Consider the following 19,261-nt stretch of genomic DNA (forward strand, 5'->3'; position numbering starts at 1 on the left):
GCCAGCTATGGAATGGAAAAAATCTGCTGACGAGAATTTTGTCATCTGTTGCCTTGATCGGATGACGAAAGAGATCTCCTACTTCTCACAAAACCTAATACACCTCAAACCGTCATACTTTAATTAACAACAATTAAGCGTTTACCTCGAGGGAATGAAATGAAGTTAAAGAGCTTAAAAATAGAAAATTTTCGAGCAATTCGCGGTGGCTCGAATATCCTTCGGTTTGAGGATAACGACATAGTTTTTATTTTCGGCAAAAACAATATTGGGAAATCTAGCATACTGAGGGCTTATGAGTACTTTGCTTCTCCCAATAAGACGGCAGCAATTACTGATTTCTACGAGCAAAATTCAGAAAACCCTATAATCATCGAGGCAGCATTTCTCAAAGAGGACTTGGACGAAGAAAATTTTGATCAGAAGGGCCTGAATAAATGGGTATGTAAAAAGACCGGAGAAATACACTTTAGAAAAACCTGGGACACGATAGATGCTGCTGCAACGAAGCAGACATTAGACCCCGAAACAGGCGAGTATGTTTCTGGAGGATTTGGCGGGCTAGAGCCTATACTTACGAACGCCACTCCAGCTATCATATTTATTGAGGCCATGCCAAGCATAAAGTCATTAACTGAATGGCTAGAAAAGGAAATTAAGAACAAACTTCTGAAGAAACTTAAAGACAACCACGCAGCCGAATACGGAAGCGCTCTTGACGCAATTAAAAAACTTCAAGAAAAAGTCGAAGGTGCGGACTATCTAGGCGAAATAAGTAATGGGGCAAATAAATATTTTGCTAAAACCTTTCCAGAGCTAGAGCTGCGAATAACAACAAATCCCTATAAAGATAGCGATATCGCCAAGGCAATTGAAAAAGATTTCAATATAACGATAGGCAACAAGCCGGCCGCACTTGATGAAGAAAAAGTAGAGGAAGATTTAGCTGCCGCTGTCTTGGCGCTTGAGGACCTAACAGCAGACACTGAACGTACTGAAGGCGTCGAAAAGCGCGCCCAAGGAGTGGCTGGGCGTCAATTTGACTTGCATGGGCACGGACTGATAAGACAAGCAATAATAAACATTTTAGGCATATTTAAAGAGTCCCAGGCAGACAAGAAACACATCATTCTTTTCGAAGAGCCAGAACTATACTTACACCCTAGCAATAAGCGCAGATTTCGCGACACGCTGTATGACTTGGCCAGCCAAGACGCCTACCAGATAATATGCGTTTCTCACGACCCCCAGTTAATTGATCTTAATAGACCTCACATATCACTTGCTCGCTTTGTGAAGTGCAGCGATGGTGAAACTCGAATCTATCAGGCAGGTCACGATCTTTTTTGCGAAACAGCCGATGAAAAAGATAGGCTACAGATGCTGAACAGGTTCAATCCTCATATCTGCGAATCATTCTTCGCTGACGAGGTTGTTCTAGTGGAGGGTGATACGGAAGCAATTATCATGCGAGAGTTGCTGGAGACTCATCACAAGAATGGCGAGGTGTTTGTACTAAATACTGGCTCAAAGACAAACATGCCTTTCTTCATCAAGATTCTCAGGCACTTCTACATCAAGCAGCATGTAATTCATGATGCAGATGAGCGCTACATATACAATAAAGGCGCAGTGGTTCTAAAGGATGATCAGACTCCTAAAAGGAACGGTTCTTGGACCTTAAATCAAACAATTTGGGATGAGCTCCAACTGTGCAATGTTAAAGAGATCTTTGCTAAGCGCTACGTTTCAATAAGAAACTTCGAACATGCACATGGATACGTTTATAATAAGCAATTAGGCAAGCCGTTATCAGCTCACCAGTATGCAAAAGATCTAGACTTTGAGGACACGACCATTCCCATAGTTCAGTTCGCACGACATATAATTGGCTGCGCGAAAGATGCTGGCACCGACTATTCCCCTGAGTTCTTAGAGGCTACGGTTGTAGAGCCATACTAGTCATACAATGGTGCAACCTAGGTGTCCTCAAAACTGAGGGCACCCCTTTTTTCAGGCGGGGACGGTATGAAAGACTTTTTCATAAATTTAGAAGTGCTGCATCCAAAATGCATCATTAACATTGTTAAAGGTGGTCTCTTATCATCAAACGGCATGAAATGGGAGTTTACCAACGAGATAAAAGCGGTCGACCTTTATTGCTACTTCCATTCTAAATATGGTAAACCCAATGGTTTGCTAAATTTTGCAAAATCTGACACTTCAGATAACTTAATCCATTGGGAGTGGGCCTTTGCCACTGAACATGGACTACTGTCAATTCTAGGCATGAACTTCCGAACCGAAGTACTGCTCCGGGGAGATTACCAGGGCAAAGGGATTACGAAGGAAATGTTCTTAAGTCAGATCAAGTCTGATATGGATAAGTACGGGAAAGCGATATCGGCATTCCGCAAAAATATAGAAACATGGACCCAATTCGTTAATCCATATCAACGTATCAAGAAAGCTGTAGATCAAAACTTTGCCCAGCTTGATGCATTAGATGTTGACCCGCAGCGGGATCGGATCCATCACCCTAAAAACAGCCAAGACACCATTGGATTTGAGTCGACTTGGCGCGCTACGAGCGCCCGCTACAGTGCTGCCGTGGGGCTTGTCTTTGGTCTGAGAGCAATGTTGCCGGTGATGGCCGAGTCATTTGTTAACCTTCTCTTCTATCTACGTGCTAGGCCAGAAATCAAATCAAATCCTACTCTATTTAAGAGAATGAATCGGTTAAACATCGATATCCGAATCCAGACCTTACACCTAAACTGCATTGGCTTTAAGAAACCCCTTGACTACTCATCACCAGAATGCAAGGCCTTTAATTCAATAATAAATGAACGAAATGATTTGCTTCACGGAAACGTCGAAGTAAATAAGCTTTCTATTGGGGAAATCTACTTTCACGACAAAACGCCTCTATTTAAGCAGTATGACGACTTCTGGAGTCTTACAATAGGCACGTCCATGGACTCGGTTCGTTTCGCAACGATACGGGAAGACTTTCAAGCAATAGAGACTTTCATAGAGCACGTTATTCAGCATCTGGATGAAACGGCTGAGGAAGAAGTTCGATTCGCACTTGATCAAAGCTTACTTGGAGAAAACAATAAAACAGGTGGAATTGGTTTCTTGCTTCCGGAGAACATGGCGGACTTCCACCTTAAATTTAAATCCGATGATACAGATCCATCCGAACAAAAAGCAGATTTGGCTGCACACGCTGGCGCTACGGCTGAGCCTAATAGCACCACCGACCCAGACCAGTTGTGACAAGAAAAACTCAGCGCCGACGCCAATGGACTGAATAAAGCGCTTGCAAATGGATGCATACCCAGTGAGTAAAGTATTGGCCTTTTACTAAATCGCTCAGAGGTTTGAGGCTTAGTGGCATGAACGAAGAGTACTAGGCTTTTGGGGGGCCTCAGAACTGATGCCACCCTTCAGGTCAGGTGTGTTTACAAGTGACTCAGGCTCACATCAAGCCTTGTCCTGCGCCACGATTGATGCTGAGATGATCGCCCCGCCCCAGCGGCGCTCCCCGATGCAGATTGGTACCGGTAGACCGCTGGCGGTAGTGTTCTTGGCGCTTCCAAAGGCATAGCTAGGCAGGTTCTCAGGTGCGCCGCTCTGTGACAGCCCCGCCGCCTGTGGACTCAGCATCTGAATAACGCCACCAGCGACCAACGCTACACCTGGCCCGTAGGTGGCGCCTCCGGTGAACGGTCCGGCAATGAGCAAAGCGATTCCAACGATCGTCTGCAGCAGGCCAGCACGCTTGCTGCCATGCACTACCGGTACAAACCACAGCTCTCGGGCTCCCCCTCGGGTCAGGTCGCCGTCGCCAATGTTCTTGCCATTTTTGAATACCGCGAAGCGTAGGCCCTGGCTCTCAGCATCAGCTAAGTCACGGGCGAAGCCTGGATAATTGGCATCCAGCGCTTTAGCGGCCTCCTTCGCGTCACCGCGTTGCAGCAAGAAATGGTGGTGCTTTCCGTATTTCTTGCCAAGGAATCCGCCTAGGCGGATTTTGGTTTTTGGTGCGTAGTCGATCACGGCGGCGGTCATCGCACGGCCTCCTGCGGCATAGCCAGGTGGACGCCCAGGCGCCGGGCAAGCATCTCGCGACACTGCAACGCCTCCAGGCGGATGGAGGCCTCACGGGCAGGATCAGGGTTCCAGTTGGGCGCATAGCTGCACATGGAAGCGCGAGCGCCGCGCAGGGTACCACGCAGCAAGTCGGCGGATATTCGCGCCTCCTCCTCGGTGAAGAACACGCCATCGAGCTTCACCCTTTGGCCGGCCTGGACATGCTCAACTTCCCACAACAGGTAACAGGGGCCGCCTTTGTCCAGTGTGAAGGTGGCCACGTCACAGACTCGGGCGAAACGCTCTTGAAAGGTGTGTGGAGTTGGTTGGATGGTCATCAGTGGGTAGCCTCCAGGTGTTAACTCGTCGGTGTTAAAGCGTTAACTTTTAGGTGTTAAAGGTGTTAACCGCTGTTAATGTCCGCCAGTGGGCGCTCTCGGCTTGTATGCCCCGGTTTACGTGGCTTCCAGCCCCATGCACGTTCGGCATGGGTGTTAACATCGCTTTAACATTTTTTGTTAAAGGGGAAAAAATCTGCACGTGGGGTCGGAGGCGGTCTAGGTCAGCGAACCTTCCAGACTTTCGACCCGCCCTCCCTCAGTAGGTCGGCGCGATGTACGGCGGCGCCGACCGGATCTGCTCCAGCGCTTCGGCTGCGCTCAGGCCGCTGGCCAACAGGCGATCGATCTCTTTGCTCAACCGCTCACGCTCTTCCATCTGGCGCAACAGGGCGCGGCTGTGGGCGATCTGGTTGAGGGCTCGTTGAACTGGCTTGGGTAGATGGGTATGGCTCATGGTCTTCTCCGGTGTGAATGAAAAGGCCCGCGAGTGCGGGCCAGTGCCGGGTCACCCCACAAAGGAAAGAAGGGCTCCGACTGCTGCGGTTAGGAGGTCGTGGCACTCACAGCTAAACCACGCTCGTTGTTACGGTGTCGGCGTGCCGGCCAGCGTGACGAGTCGAGTAGCTGTGGGAGCGAACACCGCCAGGCCAGCGCGCAGCTCTGCCAACATGGTCACCATGTTGCGGCGGAAGTTGTCGCCGTCGTGGCGGCTAGCCTCCACGGTCACTTCCTGGCGGTCCAGCAACGCGGCCACGCTGGTATCGAGGATCAATGCCTCGCCTTGCGGCATGCCGTTGGTGACGACTACAGGGGTGCCCCACAGGCTGGGCGGCGCTGGATCGCGTGGGGTGCCAATCACATACTGGCCGTCGCCATCCTCGGCGCGCTCGCTCTCGATGGCGAACCAGTCACGCGGGTTCATCACGATAACGTTCGGGTTCCAACCTTCGGCCTTGAGGTCAGTGAGTGCTGCGCCGATACGGTCAGCTGGCTTGCCGGTGGTGATGCCAGCGGCGGTTGCCTGCTTCTTGAACCCGAGGATTTCACCTGGTCCACCCTCGCCGTTGATGAGCTCGGCTTCCAGCTTCTGGCGAACCCCCACGCTCATAAGCGTGTTGATCTGCCCCTCAAGCTGGTCATTGTCCTGCAGCACCTGGAGGCTCGCCGGAATCCAGGTAGCGATGGTGGCGATCTCAGCCCGCTCCATCTTGGTGGGCATCGACCCTTCGGCCTTCTCCTCACCTTCTTCTTTCTGGTAGGCCGCGCCATTGATGTAGCCGTCGAGGCGAACGAACTCGTAGGTGGCGCTGGTGACCGGCACGATCGGCAGAACATCCAGCAAGCTCAGCCGCGGCTGAGGAATGCCACGGATACCGGCGCCGTCACGCTGCGGGGCAGTTGGGTAGCTGGTCGAGCCGGTGACGCCTTTGTTGGGGTTGGTGATGGCCGCGCGCACGCCCACTTTGCAATTGATCTGGCCGGTGGACTTCATGCCGCTACGGAAGCCGGCGATGCCATCAGCGGCCACGACCTGGGCAGTTACGGCATTGGAGTCGGTGGAGTCGTCGTTGGCGCCTCGGCGGGCGCTGACATTCACCATCTTCTGCTCGATTTCCAGAAGGCGGGCGCTGAACTCGGTCTGCTTCTCTGTGACCTGTGCGCCGACATCCTTGATGGCCTGGTTGAGCTGGTTCATGTCTTCTTGATACGGGTCTGGCATAGGGTTCTCCGGGGTGTCGAATTGATGTCGTCTACCTTATGCGCGCACGCACACCCCGGTCAGCGGTTAACTTCGACGTCCTCAGTCGGTATCCGTCGCAAAGCGCACTATGTCGGCTATTTTGTAGAACCTCCGATTGCCACGGCGCACGAATGGCAGCGGTGAGCGACCCTCGGCAGCCAGGCGGCGCAGGTAGCTGGGGGCATATCCCAACAGGTCTGCCGTGGCTGGCTCGGGCACCAGGCCACCAATCAGCGGGGTGATGCCGGCCTGGGCCAGCCGCTCGGTAACGTCCTGTTCAACGTCCACCATGATTTACATGCTCCTCTGTGATGGATCCGGGTTTTCGCTAGAGGCCGCGTTGTCTGTGGCCTGTGTCGGATTTTGTGGGATTGCGTATCTCGGGTATGTCTCGCCTGTGAGTGCGCTCAACCCGAGCCCGTCTAAATGGTCATGCCAGCGTTCCAGCGCTTGGCGCTTGAGGGCTTCGGCGGTGGTGTGGATGTAGGTCGCGTCCATGTTGCGCAGGGCGTGGTTCACCAGCATCTCGCCCACCAGGTAATCCACACCCAGGTCCATCCAGCAGGTGCGGGCGACCTTGCGCACATCGTGGCTGGTCCACTGGCGGTCGCTCAGTTCGGCAAACACCTGGCTTGCTACCGTCGCGCTAAGAGGGCCGCGCCGGCTGGCTGGGAACAGGTAGGCGCCGTGATAGCCCTGGGCGGTTTGCTGGGCTTGATAGCGGTTCAACAGTGCACAGGCTTGGCGGGTCAGCGGTAGCGTGTGGTTCTGCTTGGTCTTGGTGTCGTCGGCCGGGATGAACCACTGGCCGGCCTGCAGATCGACGTTGCGCCATAGCGCGCTACGCGTCTCGCCCAGGCGGGTACCGTGACACAGCATCATCAGCGCCAGCAGGGTGTCACCGGGCCTGGTCTCGTTCCACGTGGCCAGCTTGGCCAGCAGATCGGGCAAGTCTCGCTCCCGCAGCCGGGACGACTTCGGTTTGATCCGCACCCCGACGAAATCACCGAAGCGCAGCGAGCCCATGGGGTTCTGCTCGATCATCCCAAGCCGGTGTGCCTTGCGCATGGCCACCGCCAGCACGTTGAACACCAGGCGCACAAACGACAGTGCATAACGCTCCTGCAGCGGCCACATAAGGCGTTGGTCGAGCGTGGCCTTGCTCACCTCGGCCAGCGGCAGGTCATTCAGTCGCGGCGCCAGGTGGCAGGTAATGGCCGACTTCGCCCCGGCCTTGCGCTTGGCGGACAGGTTGCGGTCGCGCAGCATGCGATCCAGGTACCAGTCCAGCAGCTCACCGGTACGGCTCCAGGTGCTGGTCAGCGAGGTGGCCTCGGCGTCTGCGGCGCGGCGCCCCAGGATGGCCGGCAGCGCGGTCAGCATTGCCTTGGTGGTCAAGCTGGGGAAGTCGCCGGCCTTGCCCCATTTCCCCCTGACAACAACGTGCCAGGCTCCCCGGGTGCGATCTACGGTGGAATAGCGGAATCGCAGCTCGGGGTAACGCGGGTCACGCAATTGGCGCACCGGCTGGCCGGCCTGCTTTCGAATCTCGGCGTCACTGAGGGTGATGTGTTTGGTGGTCATGCTTGCTCCTCAATACGACGGTGTCGTTTCACCGAGCCAGGCCAGATGATCCGAATCAGACCAAATGAGCCGATTCGGATCAGGGCGCCACCGGGTAAAACACAACACACTGTGGCGTTTTCTACACAGTGGCGAACGTGGTCGGGCCATCCGATTAAGTGGGAATATCCCAGGGTTTGCCAAAGCGGGAATTCCCGCCCACCTCGGCGAGCGCTCGCCGATTGCTCGTCTAGGTATCCACTGAGCCTCGTCACGGCCCCACCTCCGCACCTGGCCAACGAACGCGAACGTCGGCCAGCGCTTCGTCGCGGGTAATCGGCTCGCTGATCATCGTGAATGGCTGGCACCCCGGCACCAGCACCGACCAGTTGCAGCGGCGCTCCAGGCCGTCGTTCGCAGCCAGTTCGGCCAGCAGCGCCAGCCGGTGTGCTTTGACGTATTTGCGCACATCGTCGGTCAGTTTTGAGGCGGGGGAGATCCGCACCCGCATCCCTTGCTTCTTTGCGGAAAATCCACGTTCCAGCAGGTAGTCGAGCGCGGCCATTACAGGTCCTCCGCGTCATCATCCAGCGATGGAAGCGACGCGCCACCCGGCAGCGGATCTTCCTGCTGATTCTCCCACTCGTGCCCATTTTCCTTACTCGTGCCCACGCCGGAGGATGGGCACGAGTAGGATTCTGAGGGCACGAGTGGTTGAAAGGGCGCGAATGAGCCACCCGCTTGGGGTAATGACCAGAACGACTTCACATCCTTTTTGTTGCCGGTTCTGGCGGTGACAACAGACAGCTTTTCCCTGGCTCGGCGAATCTGTTTTTCGGTGTAGCCATTGCGCCTCATCAGGGCTTTTGCTTCATTACTTTCGAGCGGGTTGTCCTTTAAGATCCGATATAGGCAGTCGCTGGGATCATCCAGGTCTTGTGCCTCCTCATCACTGGATGCCTCCGCTTCTCCGAGGATCTCCCGGGCACTACCTTCGATGGCTGCGCCCCACACCACGCGAGTTGCTTCGATTCCATCTCCGATGTCGCATGGCTCGATGGTGTAGGAGACGCCTCCCTCGTCAGCGCCGATGTTCGACTTCGCTCGCGCCAGCACGCGTTGGTCGGAGTCTTCCTGCTTGGCAGCTACCAGTACCGTGCGCGCCAGCGCCGAGAACGCTTGCGAACCAATAACTCGATCAGCAGGCGATGAGCCAGCGCCACCCTTGGCGAAGTGGGAAATCCCCACCACGGCGCAAAGGTTCTGCTCGGCGAAGTCCACCACGCCTTGCAGCGCCCGACGCACATCATTGGCCTTGTGCATGTCACCCTTCACTGCGCTGACGATGGGGTCGAGCATTAGAAGCGATACACCGCCAATCTCGCTGGCCGTTTCACGCAAACGGACAATGTCGTTGGCTGGGTCGAATGGATCGGCGTCGCCCCTGGCGTTCGTCAGCCCCTGGATGATGTAGACCCGGCTCATGTCAGCGCCAGCAGCGGTCAAGCGGGGGATAAGCGTATCGGCTGGATCATCCTCGCTCGACCAGATCAGTGCATTACCCGGCTCGCTGCAGCGGCTGCCATCCGGCCAGCGCCCACCAGTGGTGATGGTGGCGATCAGGCCGATCAGCAGCGTGGTTTTCCCGGTACCGCCAGCGCCGGCGAGGATGTGCAGTTTTCCTTTGGCCAGCCAGCCAGGCCACAGCCAGCGTATTGGAACGGCCTTGATTGTCGATGCCTTCACCGCATTCACGCGCCACAGGGGCGTGACGTTTTCACGATTGATGGGGCTAAGAGGCTCGGTCCATTCTTGGGCAAAGCGATCAGTTGTCATTGGACCCCCAGTCGCTGTTTGGCGAGGTTGAAACGCGCCAGGTCGTCACCTGCCAACTTTCCTTGTTGCTGGAGGGGCTGACCGATCCGGTAAACCATGCGCTCATGTTCTATTGTCGCCCTGCTCGGGCCGCGCCGAGGTTGTATGTCGCCGGGAAACAAGTCCCGCAACTCCAGACCGATTGCCGAGACAATCTCTCTAGTTGTGCAGCCGGCCCAGCACTTGAGCAAGACGACACCATCCGAAGTTTCGCTAATTGCCAAACTTGGGTGTTTGTCATCGTGCGCTGGGCAGCAGGCTTTCCACTTGCCAGTGCCAGTAGGCTTAACTTTCTCTAACCGGAGTATCACTTTATCCAGGCAAGCCGATCCCGCCAGCGCAACTTGGCGCTGCTGATAATTTGTCATGGTTAGGCTCTCAGTTCGAGATTGTTCATCTGGTCATTAGCGCGGGAGATGTGGTCATCCACAACGTAGCAATGATCGTCTGCAAGATATTGAACTAGGCTGGCAAGGTCTTTTGCGACAAAGCCACGCCCTGATGCCAAGTCCTCGTGAATCGCTTTTCCGAGGGCAGACAACCAGCGCAGATGCTCACGAACGCATTCCAGTTGATCGATCGCCTCATTCGCAACAGTGGTTACGTTCGACTGGATAGTCATTGCGCACCCCCGATCTCATTCGCGCTGTAGCTATAGCCGATATACCGGTGCCGCCAGCAAAAGTTCTGCGACCCGAGTTTGACGTTATCGAGCTGCGCGTAAAGGTCTTTCGAGATCGGGTGCTGCTGACCAAGAGCCGGGATAATCATCGCTGTAAGGATACTTTCGAGCTTTTTGAACGCCTCCCTGGCCTGGTTTTGGTGGTGGCATTCGAAATCGGCGAGAACGGCCGGCTCCAGCATCGTTTGCTTCGGACTACGGATCATTGCTCACCTCCTTGGGCTTCCAGGGCGCGGGCCTGATCCATGTGGTGGTTGAAGCGCTTCAAGCGGACGGACAGGGACGAGTTTGCGCGGAGGGCGCTGAGGGCCATCTTGCGGTGAGCAAGGGCACGGATTCTGGACGGAATGAGGGCGGTCATGGTTGTAGCTCCTTGATTTGAGGAGCTGCCACGGATCGTCGCCAAACGATTTAGGGTGGCAGCTGTACGCAGGTTGGCGAACCGGGAATCAAGGAACCCGGCAGACCCGAAGGTCTCCCGCGCACAGCCACCATAAAGCCGAATGCTGGGCACAAAAAAAGCGCCAGATTCAGTTAGGGCGCTTATGCGCCTTGATTTGTGCGGGTCGCCAAACCCGGTCGCTGAATTTGCAACGACAAGTGGACGATACAGCGAGCGTTGAGAGGGTGCAAGTCTTACTCGTGCCCATTTTTCCCACTCGTGCCCATCCCTGCGCGTGGGCACGAGTAAGGAATATGGGCACGAGTAAGGAGGAAGGACTTGAGTGGAGCCGTAGTAGGTCATCACGCCACCTCTCCACGGCTGGCCGCAATCTGCTCATCACACCAGGTATGAATCTCGGCCTCGATCCACACGACGCACTTCGGGCCGAGGGTGATTTGCTTGGGGAAAGCGCCAGCGGCGATACGGCGGTAAATCTCGGTGCAGGAAAGGCCGGTGATCGACTCAACGTCCTGGCGCTTGATGAAGCGGCGAGCGGGTGGGGTGGTGTTGGTAGGGTTAGCCATCGTCTGCGCCTCCTTGGGCGGTTTCGGTAATCGACGATGGCAATGCTGGCGGGTTAGAGGCGGTGCCGACAGTCCGGTGTGCTCTGCAAACCGTACAGTTTGCAGAGCATAATGTACGGTTTGCAGTGCAGACCGTAGTCGGCCTATGTGCGCTCTCGTTCGTAAGCTTGAATCCACTCTTGCAGCGTGCGCTCTTTCATCCCGTCTCGCCGAGATACGATGCGGCAGAAGTCGGCCCTGCTTTTGTACTCAGCGCCAGTTCTGCTCCATTCATCCAGCAGCTCGGTCTTTTTCTTGTTCGTAGAGGCGTGCCGTTTCTGGGCGCGCTCGCGTGCAATATTCGAGGCTATTTCATTCTGTTCATGAAACGCGAGATTCAAAGCATATTTTGCAGAAAGTTCTCCGAAGGTTCTAAGCAGTAGCTCATATACTTGAAATGCCTCTGCAAATTTTTTCTTGCTATATAGCCAGCAGAGTATGTCGTATTGGTAGGCTAAGAGGCTGTTTTTCTGCCAGTAATCAAAGTCGCCAAAGGACGCGTGGATAGAGAGGGCTGTTAAGCTTTCGATAGTCTTGCTCGCAGATGCTCTTGGTCCTGGCAGGCTGATGCTGGCAGCAATGGCAAGTCGTTCCAAATCTCCTTCAATTACATCGCCAACTTCGGCTGCCAGCTCAATCGGCTCAAGATTCTTCCAGGCTTCATTGTCTTGGCATGTTACGTCGGCTAGGTCCTCGAATACGGTTTGCAATGTGTCTGCAAACTGGTCGGGTATATTAGAGAGCTTGTGAATTTCATATGCTGAGAAGGCTTCCAGGTCCTTATAGACCCCCTCCAGGTCTATACAACGGAAGTATGCGCAAAGCATTAGCAAGCCCTCATGATTCGAATTTTGGAGTTTTCACCGGCGCACATTGCGTCGATGGAGTCAGCCCATGCCTGCATCATTTCCCGTCGCTGCTCCAGGTAGTGCGCATGGTTGTACGTGTCGCGGATCGAGTCTTGATCGCCATGGGCCAGTTGCCGCTCGATCCAGTCCCGGTTGTAGCCTCGGGTGTTCAGGCTGGTGCTCAGCAGATGGCGGAAACCGTGGCCAGTCTGGCGCCCCTCGTAACCCATTGAGGAAAGCGCCTTGTTCACCGTGTTCTCGCTCATTGGTCTGGCCCGGTCGTTGCGCCCAGGGAAGGCGAGGGGATAGGTGCCGGTCAGTCCGTGCAGGGCACGCAGCAGGACAACGGCCTGGCGTGGGAGCGGGACGATGTGAGGGCGCCGTGCTTTCATCCGTGCCGCAGGGATCGTCCAGGTAGCTGACTCCAAATCGAACTCGTCCCATGGCGCCAGTCGCAGCTCACCGGGCCGGACTGCTGTCAGCAGTAGCAGGCGAATGGCGATCTTGCTGGTGATATCGCACTGGGCCGCGTCCAGTTTCTCCAGCAGATCGGGCAGTTCGCCTTCTGATACATGCGGATGGTGGCGCGTGCGCGGGGCGTGCGCGGCTACCACGTCCAGATCGGTGGCGGGGTTACCGGGTACCACGCCCTTGGCCAAGCCGAAACGGAATATCTGGCTCAGCCACTGGCGAACCTTACGGGCGACATTGAATGCCTCGCGCTGCTCGATCTTGCGCACCAGGTCGACCAGCTCAGGGCGTTGCACCTCGGCAGCGGGACGATTGCCAATCACCGGGAATATGTCCGACTCCAGGTATTGCAGCGCTTTCGATGCGGTGGCTGGAGCCCATCGTGGCTGGTTGTAGTCGTACCACTCCCGCGCTAGCACTTCGAGCGTCAGCACCTGGGCGGCGGCAGCGGCCTTTTCCTGCTGTTTATGTGCGCTTGGGTCTATGCCCTGCGCCAGCAACTTTCGTGCGGCATCCCGGCGCTCGCGTGCCTGCGCAAGTGTGACGGCGGGGTAGGCCCCCAGGCCGAGCATCTTGGCCTTGCCCTCGAATCGGTAGCGAAGGCGCCAGAGCTTCCCGCCAGCGGTCGTCACCTCAAGGCAAAGGCCTTGGGCGTCAGCGAGGCGATAGAGCTTGTCGCGTGGTTTGGCGGTGCGGATGGCGGTATCTGTGAGCGCCACGGCTATTCCCTTGCAGTGCCGAACCGCGCTGGATTGCGGTCGGTGTGTGAGTAGGATTCTGGACCGAACTCGTCCTACTCACAAATCTACTCACATACTTGCGGGCTTACAAGGGAACCGCTGGGAACGATGGACACAAAAAAACCGGCCAGGTGGCCGGTTTCTCTGGTGTTCCGGGTCTGGTAGGGACCGCTTGGAACTATGTGATGGTGCCCCGAGGGAGACTCGAACTCCCACTCCTTTCGAAAACGGATTTTGAATCCGCCGCGTCTACCAATTCCGCCATCAGGGCTTGTGGCGCGCAGTATAGAGAGCCACCGCTGGTCGGTCAATCGGCTTTCATGGTCAATTTTCACACATTGGGCTAAACTTCCCGGCCCTGCCGAACCGAACATCATCATGCGCGTCGCCGATTTTTCCTTCGAACTCCCCGATTCCCTGATCGCCCGCCACCCGTTGGCCGAGCGCCATGGCAGCCGTCTGCTGGTGCTCGATGGGCCAACCGGCGCGCTGGCGCACCGGCAATTCCCCGATCTGCTCGAGTACCTGCGCCCCGGCGACCTGATGGTGTTCAACAACACCCGGGTGATCCCGGCGCGGTTGTTCGGCCAGAAAGCTTCCGGCGGCAAGCTGGAAGTGCTGGTCGAGCGCGTGCTCGACAGCCATCGGGTGCTGGCCCATGTGCGCGCCAGCAAGGCGCCCAAGGTAGGCGCGGTCATCCTCATCGATGGCGGCGGCGAGGCCGAAATGGTCGCACGCCATGACACGCTGTTCGAGCTGCGCTTCACCGAAGAGGTGCTGCCGCTGCTCGACCGTGTCGGCCACATGCCGCTGCCGCCGTACATCGACCGCCCCGACGAGGGCGCCGACCGTGAGCGCTACCAGACTGTGTACGCCGAACGAGCCGGTGCAGTCGCCGCACCGACCGCAGGCTTGCACTTCGATGAGGCGTTGCTGGAGAAGATTGCCGCCAAGGGTGTAGAGCGTGCCTTCGTCACCTTGCACGTGGGCGCGGGCACCTTCCAGCCGGTGAGGGTCGACAAGATCGAAGACCACCACATGCATAAAGAGTGGCTTGAAGTGAGCCAGGAGGTGGTCGATGCCATCGAGGCTTGCCGCGCCCGTGGCGGCCGGGTAATCGCAGTCGGCACCACCAGCGTGCGTTCGCTGGAGAGCGCAGCGCGCGATGGCGTGCTCAAGGCCTTCAGTGGCGATACCGACATCTTCATCTACCCGGGCCGGCCGTTCCATGTGGTCGACGCCCTGGTCACCAACTTCCACCTGCCGGAGTCCACGCTGCTGATGCTGGTCTCGGCCTTCGCCGGCTACCCCGAGACCATGGCCGCCTACGCGGCAGCGGTCGAGCAGGGGTACCGCTTCTTCAGTTACGGTGATGCCATGTTCATCACCCGCAATCCGGCGCCACGCGGGCCCGAGGATCAAGCATGAGTCGCACCTGTCGAATGTCCTTCGAACTGCTGGCCACCGACGGCAAGGCCCGTCGTGGCCGCATCACTTTCCCACGTGGCACCGTGGAGACCCCGGCATTCATGCCGGTGGGCACCTATGGCACGGTCAAGGGCATGCTGCCACGCGACATCGAAGCCATCGGCGCCGAGATGATTCTGGGCAACACCTTCCACCTGTGGCTGCGCCCGGGCACCGAGGTGATCAAGAAGCACAACGGCCTGCACGACTTCATGCAGTGGAAAGGCCCGATCCTTACCGACTCCGGTGGCTTCCAGGTGTTCAGCCTGGGCGCCATGCGCAAGATCAAGGAAGAGGGCGTGACCTTCGCCTCGCCGGTCGATGGCGCCAAGGTGTTCATGGGCCCGGAAGAGTCGATGCAGGTGCAGCGTGACCTGGGCTCGGACGTGGTGATGATCTTCGACGAGTGCACCCCGTATCCGGCCGAGCACGATGTGGCGCGCGCGTCCATGGAGCTGTCTTTGCGCTGGGCCCAGCGCTCGAAGAACGCCCACGCCGACAACACTGCGGCGCTGTTCGGTATCGTCCAGGGCGGCATGTACCAGGACCTGCGCATGCGCTCGCTGGAAGGCCTGGAAAACATCGGCTTCGACGGCCTGGCCATCGGTGGCCTGTCGGTGGGCGAGCCCAAGCACGAAATGATCAAGGTGCTGGATTACCTGCCGGGCCAGATGCCTGCTGACAAACCTCGTTACCTTATGGGGGTAGGCAAACCGGAAGATCTCGTTGAGGGTGTGCGCCGCGGCGTCGACATGTTCGACTGCGTGATGCCGACGCGTAACGCGCGCAACGGTCATCTGTTCGTCGATACAGGGGTGATCAAGATTCGCAATGCGTTCCATCGCCACGATGATTCGCCGCTGGATCCGACCTGTGACTGCTACACCTGCACCAACTTCTCCCGCGCCTATCTCCATCACCTGGACAAGTGCGGCGAAATGCTGAGCAGCATGCTGAATACCATCCACAACTTGCGCCATTACCAGCGCTTGATGGCCGGTTTACGCGAGGCTATTCAACAAGGTAAATTGGCCGCCTTTGTCGACGCCTTCTACGCCAAGCGCGGGCTTCCTGTGCCGCCTTTGGACTGACTGTCTGCATCCATTATTAGAAAATTACATTAGGAGTGCCCAATGAGCTTCTTGATCCCCGCCGCTTACGCGGACGCCGCTGCACCTGCCGCCGGCCCAGCCGGTACCGGCTTCGAATGGATTTTCCTGGTCGGTTTCCTGGTCATCTTCTACCTGATGATCTGGCGCCCGCAGGCCAAGCGTGCAAAAGAGCAGAAGAACCTGCTGAGCAACTTGCAGAAGGGTGACGAAGTTGTCACCAACGGCGGCATCGCTGGCAAGATCGTCAAGGTTTCCGATGATTTCGTGGTCCTGGAAGTTTCCGACAACGTCGAGCTGAAGTTCCAGAAGGGTGCCATCGCGGCCACCCTGCCAAAAGGTACGCTCAAGGCTATCTGAGTTACCGGTTTCATTTTTCCAGTCGGGGCGCGCAAAGCGCCCCGCGTCTTGAACGGGCGGCGTGATGCTGAACAAATACCCTCTGTGGAAATACGCACTGATCGTGCTGGTACTGGCGATCGGTTTTATTTATTCCGCTCCCAACCTCTACCCGGATGATCCGGCGGTACAGATCAGTGGTGCCAGTTCGGCGCTGCAGGTGAACCAGGCCGACCTCGACCGCGTCAGCAAGGCGCTGGGCGATGCCAAGATCGCCGTCAAGGGCGTGAGCCTGGGTGAGAAGGGCAGCGGGCTGATCCGCCTGACCAATCAGGAAGACCAGCTACCAGCCAAGGATGTAGTGCGCAAGGCACTGGGCGATGATTACGTCGTGGCCCTGAACCTGGCCCAGACTACCCCGCAATGGCTGCGCAACCTGGGCGCAAGCCCGATGAAGCTGGGCCTGGACCTGTCCGGTGGTGTGCACTTCCTGCTGGAAGTGGACATGGACAAGGCCATGAACGCCCGCATGAAAGTCTACGAAGGCGAGGTCAAGACCTTGCTGCGCAAAGAGCGCGTCCGCTACCGCAGCCTGCCGCAGCAGGATGGCGGCATCATGCTGGGCTTCGCTGACGATGCTACCCGCGAACAGGCTCGTGTCCTGATCCGCAAGAATTTCAATGACTTCGACCTGACCACCACCGAGCGCAACGAGCTCGCCGTGCTGCGTCTGGCGCTGACCCAGGCGAAAGTCGCCGAGATCCGCGAATACTCGATCAAGCAGAACCTCACCACCGTCCGCAACCGGGTCAACGAGCTGGGTGTGGCCGAGCCGCTGGTACAGCGCCAGGGCGCCAACCGCATCGTGGTCGAGCTGCCAGGCGTGCAGGACACTGCCGAAGCCAAGCGTATCCTGGGTAAAACCGCCAACCTGGAGTTCCGCTTCGGTGCCGAGCCAGGCGCATCCAAGGCCACCACCGAGGTGTTCGAGTTCCGTGAAGGCGGCCGTTCCGCCGCGGTCGAGCGCGGCCTGATCATCACTGGTGACCAGGTAACCGACGCCCAGGCCAGCTTCGACGAACAAGGTCGCCCGCAGGTGAACATCCGCCTGGATGGCCACGGTGGCGAGCTGATGACCCGCGCTACCCGCAGCAACGTCGGCCGCAGCATGGCGGTGATCTTCATCGAGCAGAAGCCGGTCACCCGCTACGTCAAGCAGACCGTCGACGGCGTCGAGAAGGACGTTGCCGTACAGAGCTTCCAGGAAGAGAAGAAGATCATCAGCCTGGCGACCATCCAGTCGCCGCTGGGCAGCCAGTTCCGCATCACCGGCCTGAACGGCCAGGGCGAATCGTCCGAACTGGCCCTGCTGCTGCGTGCCGGTGGCCTGGCTGCGCCGATGTACTTTGCAGAAGAGCGTACCATCGGCCCAAGCCTGGGTGCCGACAACATCACCAAGGGTATCGATGCGTCGCTGTGGGGCATGCTGTTCGTCTCGCTGTTCATCATCGCCATCTACCGCGCCTTCGGTGTGATCGCCACCATCGCCCTGGCAGGCAACATGGTCCTGCTGCTGGCACTGATGTCGCTGTTGGGCGCCACCCTGACCCTGCCGGGTATTGCCGGTATCGTGTTGACCATGGGTATGGCGGTGGACGCCAACGTGCTGATCTTCTCGCGTATTCGCGAAGAGCTGAACGCCGGCATGTCGGTGCAACGCGCCATTCATGAAGGCTTCAACCGCGCCTACACCGCGATCATCGACGCCAACCTGACCAGCCTGCTGGTCGGCGGCATCCTGTTCGCCATGGGTACCGGCCCGGTCAAGGGCTTTGCGGTCACCATGTCCCTCGGGATTTTCACCTCGATGTTCACCGCCGTCATGGTGACCCGTGCAATGGTCAACCTGACCTGCGGCGGGCGTGACATCAAGAAGCTGTGGGTTTGAGGGAGCTGCGATGAAAACCATCAACTTCATGGGCGTGCGCAATGTCGCGTTCGCCGTTACCGTGCTCCTCACCGTGCTGGCGCTGTTCAGCTGGTGGCAGAAGGGCCTGAACTTCGGCCTGGACTTCACCGGCGGTACGCTGATCGAGCTGACCTACGAGCGCCCGGCCGACCTCAAGGCGGTGCGTGCCGAGCTGGTCAATTCCGGCTTTCACGAGGCGGTGGTGCAGAGCTTCGGCGCCACCACCGACCTGCTGGTGCGCATGCCGGGTGATGACCCACAGCTGGGCAACAAGGTTGCTGAAGCCCTGCAGAAGGCCGGTGGCGACAACCCGGCCAAGGTCAAGCGTGTCGAGTTCGTAGGCCCGCAGGTGGGTGAGGAGCTGCGCGACCAGGGTGGCATGGGCATGCTCCTGGCACTGGGCGGCATCCTTATCTACCTGGCCTTCCGCTTCCAGTGGAAGTTCGCCGTGGGCGCGATCGTCTCGCTGATCCACGACGTGGTGGTGACCCTGGGTATCCTGTCGTTCTTCCAGATCACCTTCGACCTGACGGTGCTGGCGGCGGTACTGGCGATCATCGGCTACTCGCTGAACGACACCATCGTCGTGTTCGACCGGGTGCGCGAGAACTTCCGCGTCATGCGCAAGGCCTCTCTCATCGAGAACATCAACGTTTCCACCACCCAGACCCTGCTGCGGACCATCGCCACCTCGGTTTCGACCTTGCTGGCCATTGCCGCGCTGCTGTTCTTCGGTGGCGACAACCTGTTCGGCTTCTCGCTGGCCCTGTTCATCGGCGTCATGGCCGGTACCTATTCGTCGATCTATATCGCCAACGTGGTACTGATCTGGCTGAACCTGAGCAGTGAAGACCTGATCCCGCCGGCCAAGACCGACGGTGTGGACGACCGTCCGTAAGGCGTGCTCCACGCCGTTTGGCGGCCAAAAAGGCGCGAGTGTTGAACTCGCGCCTTTTTTTTTACTCCAAGGCTGGGAGAAGGCGGGTCGGACCCGCGGGTGATGATCAGGA

General features: G+C 57.7%; 21 protein-coding genes and 1 tRNA gene. 7 read left to right on the plus strand and 15 right to left on the minus strand.

Annotated elements, in window-relative coordinates; all coding sequences use genetic code 11:
- Window positions 1–159: 159 nt before the first annotated feature.
- Window positions 160–1,962, plus strand: coding sequence for an AAA family ATPase (locus E5221_RS04820; RefSeq protein WP_247846923.1), 1,803 nt, complete (start codon window positions 160–162; stop codon window positions 1,960–1,962).
- A 66-nt stretch (window positions 1,963–2,028) separates the two neighbouring features.
- The gene (locus tag E5221_RS04825; RefSeq protein ID WP_247846924.1) at window positions 2,029–3,282 is read left to right on the plus strand and encodes a hypothetical protein; all 1,254 of its coding nucleotides are present in this window, start codon (window positions 2,029–2,031) and stop codon (window positions 3,280–3,282) included.
- 207 nt (window positions 3,283–3,489) lie between these two features.
- On the opposite strand, the gene E5221_RS04830 is transcribed toward E5221_RS04825, so the two are convergent.
- The 15 genes from E5221_RS04830 to E5221_RS04900 form a co-directional block, all read right to left on the minus strand.
- Complete coding sequence (locus E5221_RS04830) at window positions 3,490–4,077, minus strand: tail assembly protein (protein ID WP_247846925.1); 588 nt, start codon at window positions 4,075–4,077, stop codon at window positions 3,490–3,492.
- A complete protein-coding gene (locus E5221_RS04835; protein ID WP_247846926.1) occupies window positions 4,074–4,436 on the minus strand; it encodes a hypothetical protein in 363 nt (120 codons plus the stop codon). The genes E5221_RS04830 and E5221_RS04835 overlap by 4 nt, the downstream gene beginning before the upstream one ends.
- A gap of 259 nt (window positions 4,437–4,695) precedes the next feature.
- Window positions 4,696–4,893, minus strand: coding sequence for a hypothetical protein (locus tag E5221_RS04840; protein WP_033698165.1), 198 nt, complete (start codon window positions 4,891–4,893; stop codon window positions 4,696–4,698).
- 129 nt (window positions 4,894–5,022) lie between these two features.
- The gene (locus E5221_RS04845; RefSeq protein ID WP_247846927.1) at window positions 5,023–6,159 is read right to left on the minus strand and encodes a phage major capsid protein; all 1,137 of its coding nucleotides are present in this window, start codon (window positions 6,157–6,159) and stop codon (window positions 5,023–5,025) included.
- An 81-nt stretch (window positions 6,160–6,240) separates the two neighbouring features.
- The gene (locus E5221_RS04850) at window positions 6,241–6,471 is read right to left on the minus strand and encodes a helix-turn-helix domain-containing protein (protein WP_081874717.1); all 231 of its coding nucleotides are present in this window, start codon (window positions 6,469–6,471) and stop codon (window positions 6,241–6,243) included.
- A 3-nt stretch (window positions 6,472–6,474) separates the two neighbouring features.
- Window positions 6,475–7,764: a site-specific integrase gene (locus E5221_RS04855; RefSeq protein ID WP_247846928.1), complete on the minus strand. Its 1,290-nt coding sequence runs from the start codon at window positions 7,762–7,764 to the stop codon at window positions 6,475–6,477.
- Between the two features lie 250 nt (window positions 7,765–8,014).
- A complete protein-coding gene (locus tag E5221_RS04860) occupies window positions 8,015–8,308 on the minus strand; it encodes a hypothetical protein (protein WP_247846929.1) in 294 nt (97 codons plus the stop codon).
- Entirely contained in the window at window positions 8,308–9,579 is a 1,272-nt protein-coding gene (locus E5221_RS04865; protein WP_196166104.1) for an AAA family ATPase, read from the minus strand. The genes E5221_RS04860 and E5221_RS04865 overlap by 1 nt, the downstream gene beginning before the upstream one ends.
- Window positions 9,580–9,988: 409 nt before the next feature.
- Window positions 9,989–10,240, minus strand: a complete 252-nt coding sequence (locus E5221_RS04870; protein ID WP_196166105.1) for a hypothetical protein — start codon at window positions 10,238–10,240, stop codon at window positions 9,989–9,991.
- Window positions 10,237–10,506 (minus strand): hypothetical protein, encoded by a 270-nt coding sequence (locus E5221_RS04875; protein ID WP_196166106.1) that lies wholly within the window; start codon window positions 10,504–10,506, stop codon window positions 10,237–10,239. Before E5221_RS04875 ends, E5221_RS04870 begins: the two co-directional genes overlap by 4 nt.
- Window positions 10,503–10,661, minus strand: coding sequence for a hypothetical protein (locus tag E5221_RS04880; protein WP_196166107.1), 159 nt, complete (start codon window positions 10,659–10,661; stop codon window positions 10,503–10,505). The genes E5221_RS04875 and E5221_RS04880 overlap by 4 nt, the downstream gene beginning before the upstream one ends.
- 383 nt (window positions 10,662–11,044) lie before the next feature.
- Window positions 11,045–11,269, minus strand: a complete 225-nt coding sequence (locus tag E5221_RS04885; RefSeq protein WP_196166108.1) for an AlpA family phage regulatory protein — start codon at window positions 11,267–11,269, stop codon at window positions 11,045–11,047.
- 143 nt (window positions 11,270–11,412) lie between these two features.
- Window positions 11,413–12,135 carry a hypothetical protein gene (locus E5221_RS04890; RefSeq protein ID WP_247846930.1) on the minus strand — a complete coding sequence of 241 codons (723 nt, stop codon included), beginning with the start codon at window positions 12,133–12,135 and terminating at the stop codon, window positions 11,413–11,415.
- A complete protein-coding gene (locus tag E5221_RS04895; protein WP_247846931.1) occupies window positions 12,135–13,346 on the minus strand; it encodes an integrase arm-type DNA-binding domain-containing protein in 1,212 nt (403 codons plus the stop codon). Before E5221_RS04895 ends, E5221_RS04890 begins: the two co-directional genes overlap by 1 nt.
- 207 nt (window positions 13,347–13,553) lie before the next feature.
- Window positions 13,554–13,638: transfer RNA gene (locus E5221_RS04900), tRNA-Leu, on the minus strand.
- Between the two features lie 107 nt (window positions 13,639–13,745).
- Here E5221_RS04900 and queA point away from each other — a divergent pair.
- From queA to secF, 5 genes are all read left to right on the plus strand, one after another.
- Window positions 13,746–14,795 carry a tRNA preQ1(34) S-adenosylmethionine ribosyltransferase-isomerase QueA gene (gene queA / locus E5221_RS04905; RefSeq protein WP_013971008.1) on the plus strand — a complete coding sequence of 350 codons (1,050 nt, stop codon included), beginning with the start codon at window positions 13,746–13,748 and terminating at the stop codon, window positions 14,793–14,795.
- Window positions 14,796–14,809: 14 nt separating this feature from the next.
- Entirely contained in the window at window positions 14,810–15,925 is a 1,116-nt protein-coding gene (gene tgt / locus E5221_RS04910) for a tRNA guanosine(34) transglycosylase Tgt (RefSeq protein ID WP_013971009.1), read from the plus strand.
- A 42-nt stretch (window positions 15,926–15,967) separates the two neighbouring features.
- The gene (gene yajC / locus E5221_RS04915) at window positions 15,968–16,303 is read left to right on the plus strand and encodes a preprotein translocase subunit YajC (protein ID WP_003259111.1); all 336 of its coding nucleotides are present in this window, start codon (window positions 15,968–15,970) and stop codon (window positions 16,301–16,303) included.
- A gap of 64 nt (window positions 16,304–16,367) precedes the next feature.
- The gene (gene secD, locus E5221_RS04920; protein ID WP_015269010.1) at window positions 16,368–18,230 is read left to right on the plus strand and encodes a protein translocase subunit SecD; all 1,863 of its coding nucleotides are present in this window, start codon (window positions 16,368–16,370) and stop codon (window positions 18,228–18,230) included.
- Between the two features lie 10 nt (window positions 18,231–18,240).
- On the plus strand, window positions 18,241–19,149 hold the full coding sequence (secF, locus tag E5221_RS04925; protein ID WP_013971011.1) for a protein translocase subunit SecF: 909 nt from the start codon (window positions 18,241–18,243) through the stop codon (window positions 19,147–19,149).
- Window positions 19,150–19,261: the final 112 nt, after the last annotated feature.

The organism is Pseudomonas sp. A2 (assembly GCF_023100865.1).
Taxonomy (GTDB): domain Bacteria; phylum Pseudomonadota; class Gammaproteobacteria; order Pseudomonadales; family Pseudomonadaceae; genus Aquipseudomonas; species Aquipseudomonas asiatica.